Source organism: Candidatus Nitrosotalea sp. FS (assembly GCF_011319475.1).
Classification (GTDB): Archaea; Thermoproteota; Nitrososphaeria; order Nitrososphaerales; family Nitrosopumilaceae; genus Nitrosotalea.
The window spans coordinates 1-1,645 of the sequence record NZ_RCMC01000026.1 but is presented as its reverse complement, the minus strand read 5'-3'; the positions used below and the strand labels follow the sequence as shown (position 1 = coordinate 1,645).

Annotated in this window: 1 protein-coding gene and 3 pseudogenes; all 4 read left to right on the top strand. The window is 34.8% G+C overall.

What is annotated here, in order from left to right:
• Positions 1–91 precede the first annotated feature (91 nt).
• Positions 92–914: pseudogene (locus tag DYY66_RS15590) on the top strand (transcription initiation factor IIB family protein); the annotation flags it as partial.
• Positions 915–1,018: 104 nt separating this feature from the next.
• Positions 1,019–1,222 (top strand): hypothetical protein (locus tag DYY66_RS12835; RefSeq protein ID WP_218583558.1); only part of this gene is annotated, 204 nt, incomplete at its 5' end.
• Between the two features lie 39 nt (positions 1,223–1,261).
• A pseudogene (locus tag DYY66_RS15585) lies at positions 1,262–1,304 on the top strand (hypothetical protein); the annotation flags it as partial.
• A gap of 1 nt (position 1,305) precedes the next feature.
• A pseudogene (locus DYY66_RS15580) lies at positions 1,306–1,567 on the top strand (hypothetical protein); the annotation flags it as partial.
• Positions 1,568–1,645 lie beyond the last annotated feature (78 nt).

Genomic DNA, 1,645 nt, shown 5'->3' with positions numbered 1-1,645 from the left:
TAATGGAAAATTCTTCTAAGGAATTTTTATGTTAAAAAATTAATGTACTATCTAGCAAAGAGCTTTAAAACTAGAATATCATCTGTGGTACATGTCACTACAAAATATCTCAACAAATTCTTATGGCATGACATGCCCATCATGCAATGGAAAACTTGTCTCAGACCTTGATAGAGGCGAAAGAATTTGTAGCCATTGTGCGGTTGTTATTGATGAACGTTTCTATTCTGCCAATTCCGATAATGCAGATTTTGTTTCCACATATACTGAAAATGAAAATACAAACGAACAGACTTCTCAGATGATGTACCATATAGGATTATCCACATTAATAGGCAAACAAAATGTTGATGCTTTTGGAAAACAAATTCGTGGACATTCTGAAATGGAAAATCTCAGGCGGCTGAACAAGTTTACAATCTCAAACGACTCAAAGACAAAAAATCTCAACAAGGCCACAAGAGAAATACGCAGGATAAGCGAAATGCTTGGAATAAGTCAATCAATAGCAGAGAGAGCAAGCTACATCTATCGAAAAGCTTTGAATAAAAAACTGATCAGAGGTAGGTCCATTACAGGAATAGTTGCTGCTACAATATACATAGCATGTAAAGATGCAGGTGTCCTTTTTCCCATAGATAAAATGGAAAGCTTGCATGAGAATTGTAGTAGAAAAAATGTAATACATTACTACAAGTTGTTACTGCGAGAAATGAAGATGAATGTAGGAGTCCAGGATCCTGCTCAGTATGTGTCCAAAATAGCAATAAAAGCAAGAATAAGCGGAAAGGCTGAAAGAAAAGCACTTGAAATTTTGTCTCAAATTGAAGGAGAGTCTGAGATGTCCGGGAAAAAACCCATTTCGTTAGCAGCCGGATCACTATACTTGGCAGCACTTCAAATTAAAGAACATGNCAGATCCTGCACATTATGTGTCCAAAATAGCAATAAAAGCCAGAATAAGTGGAAAGGCCGAGAGAAAAGCACTTGAGATTTTGTCGCAAATTGAAGGAGAGCNAAAGAACATGTAACTCAACTTAGAATAGCAGTAGCTTCTGAACTTACTACAATTACAATTAGAAAAAGATGTTTAGAGATTGAACAAATATTAAAACAGAAAACAAACCAATCTAGTTCACTTTCAAAACAAATTGAAGATACGATCTCAATTGTATCTGAAACTACATCTCAAGAAATTACACCAATAACTATAGCAATGTGATAATAAATCCACGTTAATTGTACATTCTATCCAGATGACTTGATCTCAATTGCAGCATCATCCCAAAGGTCACCGCTTCCACNTGGGAAAAAACCTATTTCGTTAGCTGCAGGGTCACTATACTTGGCAGCACTTCAAGTTAAAGAACATGTAACACAACTTAGAATAGCAGTAGCTTCTGAACTCACTACAATTACAATCAGAAAAAGATGTTTAGAGATTGAACAAATACTAAAACTGAAAACAAACCAATCTAGTTCAGTTTCAAAACAAATTGAAGATACGATCTCAATTGCATCTGAAAGTACACCTCAAGAAATTATACCAATAACTGTAACAACGTGATAATAAATCCANTGAAAGTACACCTCAAGAAATTATACCAATAACTGTAACAACGTGATAATAAATCCACGTTAATTG